Annotated in this window: 6 protein-coding genes and 1 tRNA gene; 5 read left to right on the top strand and 2 right to left on the bottom strand. The window is 58.7% G+C overall.

The genetic code is table 11. The annotated features are described in order from the left end of the window. The first annotated feature begins 289 nt into the window (after positions 1 to 289). The 4 genes from EN925_RS17560 (at position 290) to EN925_RS17545 (ending at position 3,820) form a co-directional block, all read left to right on the top strand. Positions 290 to 366 (top strand) — tRNA-Arg (locus EN925_RS17560). A gap of 324 nt (positions 367 to 690) precedes the next feature. Next, positions 691 to 1,467, top strand: coding sequence for a hypothetical protein (locus EN925_RS17555; RefSeq protein WP_127224211.1), 777 nt, complete (start codon positions 691 to 693; stop codon positions 1,465 to 1,467). 398 nt (positions 1,468 to 1,865) lie between these two features. Continuing rightward, positions 1,866 to 2,846, top strand: a complete 981-nt coding sequence (locus EN925_RS17550) for a hypothetical protein (protein ID WP_127224210.1) — start codon at positions 1,866 to 1,868, stop codon at positions 2,844 to 2,846. Between the two features lie 212 nt (positions 2,847 to 3,058). Continuing rightward, positions 3,059 to 3,820, top strand: coding sequence for an SDR family NAD(P)-dependent oxidoreductase (locus tag EN925_RS17545; RefSeq protein ID WP_127369480.1), 762 nt, complete (start codon positions 3,059 to 3,061; stop codon positions 3,818 to 3,820). A gap of 28 nt (positions 3,821 to 3,848) precedes the next feature. On the opposite strand, the gene EN925_RS17540 is transcribed toward EN925_RS17545, so the two are convergent. Next, positions 3,849 to 4,418, bottom strand: coding sequence for a TMEM175 family protein (locus EN925_RS17540; protein ID WP_027161123.1), 570 nt, complete (start codon positions 4,416 to 4,418; stop codon positions 3,849 to 3,851). A gap of 118 nt (positions 4,419 to 4,536) precedes the next feature. Continuing rightward, on the bottom strand, positions 4,537 to 5,238 hold the full coding sequence (locus tag EN925_RS17535) for a GntR family transcriptional regulator (RefSeq protein WP_245461027.1): 702 nt from the start codon (positions 5,236 to 5,238) through the stop codon (positions 4,537 to 4,539). Positions 5,239 to 5,467: 229 nt separating this feature from the next. Here EN925_RS17535 and EN925_RS17525 point away from each other — a divergent pair, with 229 nt between their 5' ends. Continuing rightward, positions 5,468 to 6,508, top strand: coding sequence for an ABC transporter substrate-binding protein (locus EN925_RS17525; RefSeq protein WP_127370427.1), 1,041 nt, complete (start codon positions 5,468 to 5,470; stop codon positions 6,506 to 6,508). Positions 6,509 to 6,663: the final 155 nt, after the last annotated feature.

The raw sequence follows: 6,663 nt of genomic DNA, 5'->3' as shown, positions 1-6,663 counted from the left end.
GACCAGGCCCGCAACGGCCTGCGCCGCCCGGCGTGACGGTTTAGAGCGCCGGGTCGCCCGGCCCTCTTGTCCTCTGGCCCGATGCTTCTTCCAATGAGCAGGAACCGGCTCAACTTCGGACCGTTGCCATCTGCCGGAATCCCAGCCTTCATCACCAACCAAGGCACTTGTGACAAAACTTTTGCCGGATCGGCTTGCTTTTCCGAAATTCAGTCGCTAGGGAACACGTCTCGTCGCGACCGGTCGTTTACGATCGGATTGCGGGGTCATGGAAAGCATGGCCTGTTGCGCGCCCGTAGCTCAGCTGGATAGAGCACCAGACTACGAATCTGGGGGTCAGGAGTTCGAATCTCTTCGGGCGCGCCAAACAATTATATGAGACCGTTGGGATTTCCGACCTTTTCTATGTTGCCTTCAACAGCCTAGAGGGGAACAAAAAGCCGTAAAAATCCCGGAATGGGGCTCAAAGCCCCACGGATACTCCCACTAATTTCATATGCGGTTCACTGGCTGTCCTACTCTCATCGAGGGTGACAAACCGTGAGGAAGCCATTCTCGGGCAGCCTCACGGAACGGGTAGCAGTTGCGCATTGCCGATCTTCCCGCCATCTATGCAAGAAGGCGCGGGGATCAATCAAGGCAATGCTTAAACCCTTTGGGAAGTGGTTCGTTACGAATTGGGAACGGGTCTTGTTTGTGATCGTCGGCTTGGCCCTGCTCGGCGCGAGCCTGACATTGATCTATCAGGAAAAAGTGACAGAAGCCGCCGCAGTCTTTGGCCTTGGCTTTCTCAGCTTTCTCTACGCCAACGTTTCGCGCTTCAAACGCTTCAAAGGGCTGGGCTTTGAAGCGGAGCTTTGGGAGGACAAGCAGAAAGAAGCCGCTGACCTCATTGAACGCTTGCGCGATATCGTTTCGATCTACACGCGGGAAGTTATACTTGGAAAGGTGAAGGCGGGGCGTATCGGGGTTGCAGGAAAGTGGAATGATCATTGGAAGCTCTATGATGATCTTGTCACGCAGCACAACACCCTTGGACAGAAGGTCGATTTTTCGGACATCAAAAAGGAAATGGATGACACTTTCCTTTTCGACATGACGATGCCCGAAATCAGGAAACTAAGAGCCGCTACGAATAAAGGAAAAGAGGCTGCAAGGCAAAGGATCGAGCAGGAGTTTGGAAGTCCCGTCCGTGACAATGAAGGCTACAATCGGCGCTGGGCGCAGTTTCGCGAGATACCTGAAGACATCAAAGACCCCTTCAAGATTTCGATCAAGGAGGATTTGGCAGGTTACGCCTTGAAGGTCTGGCGGGAAACCAAAGAACGGCTCAAACGAGATTTTGACGTGGACGCGGATGTTGACCAAAAGGTCCTTGATCGGTTCGTAACAATCTCAAAGCTCTATCAGTCCCGACCGGTTCAAGTGACGGACGAAATGATCGCATGGGCGAACCGGGAGGACTGAAATACTCCTTGCGCTTCAGTTCAAGTTCGGCAGACCTCATAGATCTCATGCGGACGACCTAGCTGGTCATGAACTCAGCCTGTTCATCGTGCCAGCCCTTCATCCACCTTTCACGGCGACCGCTATCCGTATAGGGGCATTTGCGCAGCGGGACGTGGCGTCGACAGGCTTTCTGCCCCTCTTCATAGACCGACCCGCCACCGTGAAGGTGCTCTTGTAAAAGGGCGGCACTGATTGTTGACTTCGGCATTTCATTGTCTCCGGTTTGAGTGCCGGAACATGGGAACGCGGCGACGGGGCAACAATCCGCAATTTTCGAACATCTATGGGAAAAGCGTCGACCTGTCCGTTACTTCCTTCTCCATCATATAATTGTTCCGCACGACCGGAGGTCCTAAGTGACGCTTGAAGAAGCTATTGCCGAGCATATGCAGCTAATCGACTTGGAGCTTCAGGTGGAGGAGCTCCCACTTTGGCAACGTCCGCTTAGGGCTTCAATCAAGTTCGTTCTAGAAAGCATTCTGGACATTCGGGGCGACACGAAGGAGGATTTTGCAGGGAAACCATGGTTTGCGGTGATCTTCCACCATATTGAGACATGGTATCGCGATACCTACGGAAGTGCTTTTGATCAGAGTAGCGGGGAGGGTTTTGCGTCGGGCGTAGTGCTTGTTCGGCATGTCCCGATTGAAATCCGCGTTCCACTAACACGCACCACGCCGGGGACACCTGGTGAAACCGTTTGGCTTCATTTCCCCCTTGGCATTGAACAGGGCGAGACGCCCACCGACTGGCTCGTAAACCCGCCCAACCTCGCGAAGATAGACCTGACGGAAAGCCGAAAACTGAAAACGAGGACGACGGCGGTGGCCACCGCCTTGCGCAGGATCAGAATGAACACGATGGGAGTGACCGCGCCGGATCATGAAATCACGGAATTGATTGATGGGGTTCTTTCTGATCTTCAAAACGCGGCAATAGGTCTGCTTACTGATAGTGATACCGCAAGGGGCGCTGCAATGTGGTCGATGCAGATGGCAATCGAACGGACGATAAAGGCATTCATTCTTCAAAAGACAGGCAGAAAGTATCGTGAAACCCACGACCTTTTTTACCTTTACGACGACGCGCTTCCGCATTGTTCCGGCATCAACCGCGGCCTCCTAAAGAAGCTCCCCAATTCACGCGAGATGATGGAAGGACGGTACGGTCTGGGTACGAAATGGACAATCCGCTATGCGACGGAAGCCTACTTCGCGGCGCTCATGCTCATTTCCGAGTTCTCAGCCCGGTATGATCGCAAGATAAGTGTCGGCGGCAGTCGGGTCCACCTCAAGCGTCCACCTTGGCTCACCTTGCCGAAGCCTGTCACAACCTAGGACTATTTCCCCCTACTTCTTTTTCACAGCCGCGAGCTGGTCGGACTGAATTTCCATGATGGAACGTGTTTCGGGTTTCCATACCGTCGACGCGCTGCATGCGATTTAACAGGAAAAATAGGCGCGCTATGTACCCCATGGATTATATGGTTCGACGATTGTGACCGCTGGCGTTCGACCGCGCACGGCAGGCGGAACCAACGGAGCCTGAATTGACATCCATCACTACCACCAAGCGAGCACTTATCACCGGGGCCGGAGCGGCCGACGGCATCGGCTTTGCCATTGCCCGGCAGCTCGGCCAAGCCGGCCATGCCGTTTTTCTCACCGGTGCCAGTGCACGTGTGCTCGATCGCGCCGTTGAGCTCCGTGCAGAAGGCATCGATGCCAGGGCCGCAATCGCCGATCTCACCATCGCTGCCGATGTCACGCGGCTGCGGGCCGATGTCGGCGCGGTCGATATACTGGTCAACAATGCCGGCATGGGCTCGCTGGCATCGCCATCGGTCGACAAGGCGTTTCTCGCCATGACCGAGGCCGACTGGGATCAGGGGATCGACGTCAGCCTGAAGACGGCATTCCTCGTCACGAAGGCGTTTCTGCCGGCGATGGTCGAAGCGGGCTACGGGCGCATCGTCAATGTGGCGTCGGTCACCGGGCCGCTGGTGTCTTTCGAAGGCACATCAGCCTATTCCGCCGCCAAGGCCGGCATGGTCGGCCTGACACGCACGCTGGCGCTCGAAGTGGCGAAAAGCGGCGTGACCGTCAATGCCGTGGCTCCCGGCTGGATCGAAACAGGGTCGTCGAGCGAGATGGAGCGGCAAGCCGCCCTGAATACGCCGCCGGCGCGGGCCGGGCGACCGGATGAGGTGGCCGCCGCGGTCGTGTTCCTGGCCTCGGAAGGCGCCAGCTATGTCAACGGCGCCCTGCTGGTGGTCGATGGCGGCAACAGCCTTCAGGAGCGCAAGGGCTGAAGCCGTTTAACGCGTCGGGTGCGAGAATTCAGCCTTTGCCCGAGCTTTTGCCTGCCCCCGGCGCTTCCGGCCTGAGATAGACGGCCAAGCAGCAGCAACAGATCGCCAAGCCCGCGACTGGATATTTCAGGGCGACCAGCCCCGCCAGCGCGAATAGACAGAGCGTCGCGAGCGACCGGATGCGCATGCGCTTGCGCACCGCGAGCGGAACCGCGTTCTCCGGCATCGGGTCGATGAGTTCGCGGATCAGAAGAATGTAGGTCAGGTTCACCAGGAAGAAGACGGCGGCATAGAAGGCGACCGGCTGCGGCGCCAGCTCGCTGACCGCCATCCACGCGGTCGCCAGCGGCAGCAGCGAAACCGAGAACAGATGTGCGAAATTGTACCACATCAGGCTGGCTGTCGCCTCCCTGGCGTGGCGTAACAGATGATGATGGTTCGCCCAGACGATGGCGATGAAGAGATAGCTGACGCTGTAGCTCAGCCATGTCGGCCAGAGCTCCAGAAGCGCCTTGAACGTCGGCAACTCCGGCGGGCGCAAGTCGAGGACCAGCACCGTGATGAGGACGGCGAACACGCCATCCGAAAATGCGCTCAACCGATCGAGCCCTGTCGAGGGAAGCACTGGACCGTCCTCGTCGCAGTTCGTGAGACATATAGTAGTGCTGTCGATAGCAATATCCATATGGACCATCTGACGCCGCCACCAGCGCCGCTCAGGACGCCTTGGCCAGAAAACTCTGGTAGTCCGATTTCGCCTGCAGCAGGCGCAGCACATTGTCGCGCGAGCCCCTTACGTGGGCGCGGGCCAGCGTGCCGGCTCGGGCGGCATCGCCGGCGCAGATCGCCTCGACGATCTCGGCATGCTCGTCGCGGGCGATCTTCCATTCGTCGAGCCACAACAGTTCGGTCCAGACATAGTGCTGGCACTTGTCGAGGATGCCGCACAGCATGCCATGCAGCATCGCATTGCCGCTGATTTCGGCGATGACGCGGTGCAGGTCGATGCCGACTTCGAGCTCCTGGAATTTTTCGCGCGTGGTGCGCTCCGGAATGGCGGCCAGCCGCTCGCATTCGGCCAGCATGACACGCAGCCGCGCCTTGTCCTGTTCCGTCGCAGCAGCGGCGGCCAGTTCCGTCGCGTGGCCGTCGAGCAGTTCGCGGATCTCGAAGGCCTCGCGGAACATGTTGATGTCGAACTCGGTGACGACATAGCCCTGGCGCGGCCGGCCGGTGACCAGGCCGTCGCGCTCGAGGCGGTTGAAGGCCTCGCGCACCGGCGTGCGGCTGACATTGAGTTTTGCGGCGATGTCGTTCTCGGTGACGCGCGATCCCGGCGGGATCTGGCCGGTCACGATCATCGCCTTGAGCGCGGAATAGACCGAGTCGCGCAGCGTGTTTTTGGTTTCCTTGGCCAAGTTCCGTTTCCAGTTCTCCGGTCTTTCTGCCGGCATACGTTCTCACGCATAGCTGTATTCAAAGTCGGCGCGGTTTGCCACGCTCCGGCGCCCCATCTCCCAGCCCGGGTCGACGACCCCAGGCGCGCCGATCGGTGTTGACATCGCTGATCCCGAAGCTACACTTTAAATTGTATACAAAATAGCATGCGAAATCAAAAACAATGGGAACACCGGTGGAGAGCCGAAAATGAACAGGACCAGAAGCATCAGCGTTGTCGCGGTGGCCGCCCTCGTGGCAGCGGTCGCGGCCCCCGCCGTGGCGGGCGATACCATCACTGTCGCCTCGTGGGGCGGCACCTACCAGGAAGCGCAGACCAAGGCGTTCTTCAAGCCGACAGCCGACGCGCTCGGCATCACCATCAAGGAGGACACCACCAACGGCCTCGACGACGTCCGGCTGCAGGTGACCGGCAATGCAGTGAAATGGGACATCACCGAACTTGGCGCCGACGAATGCGCGCGCGGTTCGAAGGAAGGGCTGTTCGAAAAGCTCGACTACGGCATCATCGATAAGACCGGCATCAACCCGAAGCTTGTCCACGATGACTGGGTCGGCATTTCCTACACCTCCGTCGTGCTGATCTACCGGACTGATGTGTTCGGCGACAAAGGCCCCAAGACCTGGGCCGACTTCTGGAACGTGGAAAAGTTTCCGGGACGGCGCGCGTTGAGCGGCAGCCAGGCGACCGAAACGCTGAGCGTCGCGGCTCTCGCCTCGGGCCTGCCGATCGACAAGGTCTATCCCGTGGATGTCGACGGCGCGCTGAAATCGGTCGACAAGATCCGTGGCCATGTCGACGCCTGGTGGACCTCCGGCGCGCAGGCCATGCAACTGGTGAAAGACGGCGAAGTCGACATGGCGAGCATCTGGAACGGCCGCGCCGGCACCTTGAAGAAGGAAGGCGCGCCGGTCAGCTTCTCCTTCGATCAGGGCGTGCTGACCGCCGACTGCATGGTCATCCCCAAGGGTGCCAAGAACAAGGAAGCCGCGATGAAGGCGCTTGCGATGTTCGTCAGCCCGCAGCTGCAGGCCAATCTGCCGCTCTACGTCGACAATGGCCCGGTAAACGAGAAGGCTTTCGAGACCGGCAAGATCCCGCAGGACAGGATCAAGGACATCAATTCGGCGCCCGAAAACGTCAAGAAGCAGGTGTTGCAGGATGCAGAATTCTGGCGCGACAATCTGATCGAGGCGACGGAGAAGTTCAACAATCTGATCCAGCAATAGGCTGCGGACACAAGCTTACGGCGGGCAGCGTAACCAGCCACTGCCTCGCCACCTGTTCTCTGCGGCTAAGGAGCGAAAAATCTTGTCCATTGCGCCATCCGCGTTGCCCATCGGCATGCGCGGGATCGAGAAACGATTTGGCAGCGTGCCTGTGC

Origin of the sequence: Mesorhizobium sp. M7A.F.Ca.US.006.04.2.1 (assembly GCF_004022915.1) — a bacterium.
Classification (GTDB): Bacteria; Pseudomonadota; Alphaproteobacteria; order Rhizobiales; family Rhizobiaceae; genus Mesorhizobium; species Mesorhizobium ciceri.
The sequence above is the reverse complement of the archived record's forward strand: the minus strand, read 5'-3'. Positions and strand labels throughout refer to the sequence as shown.

What these genes read in the sequence shown, in the direction of transcription:
- EN925_RS17525 (WP_127370427.1), top strand. Translation starts at nt 5,468, where the DNA reads ATGAACAGGACCAGAAGCATCAGCGTTGTCGCGGTGGCCGCCCTCGTG.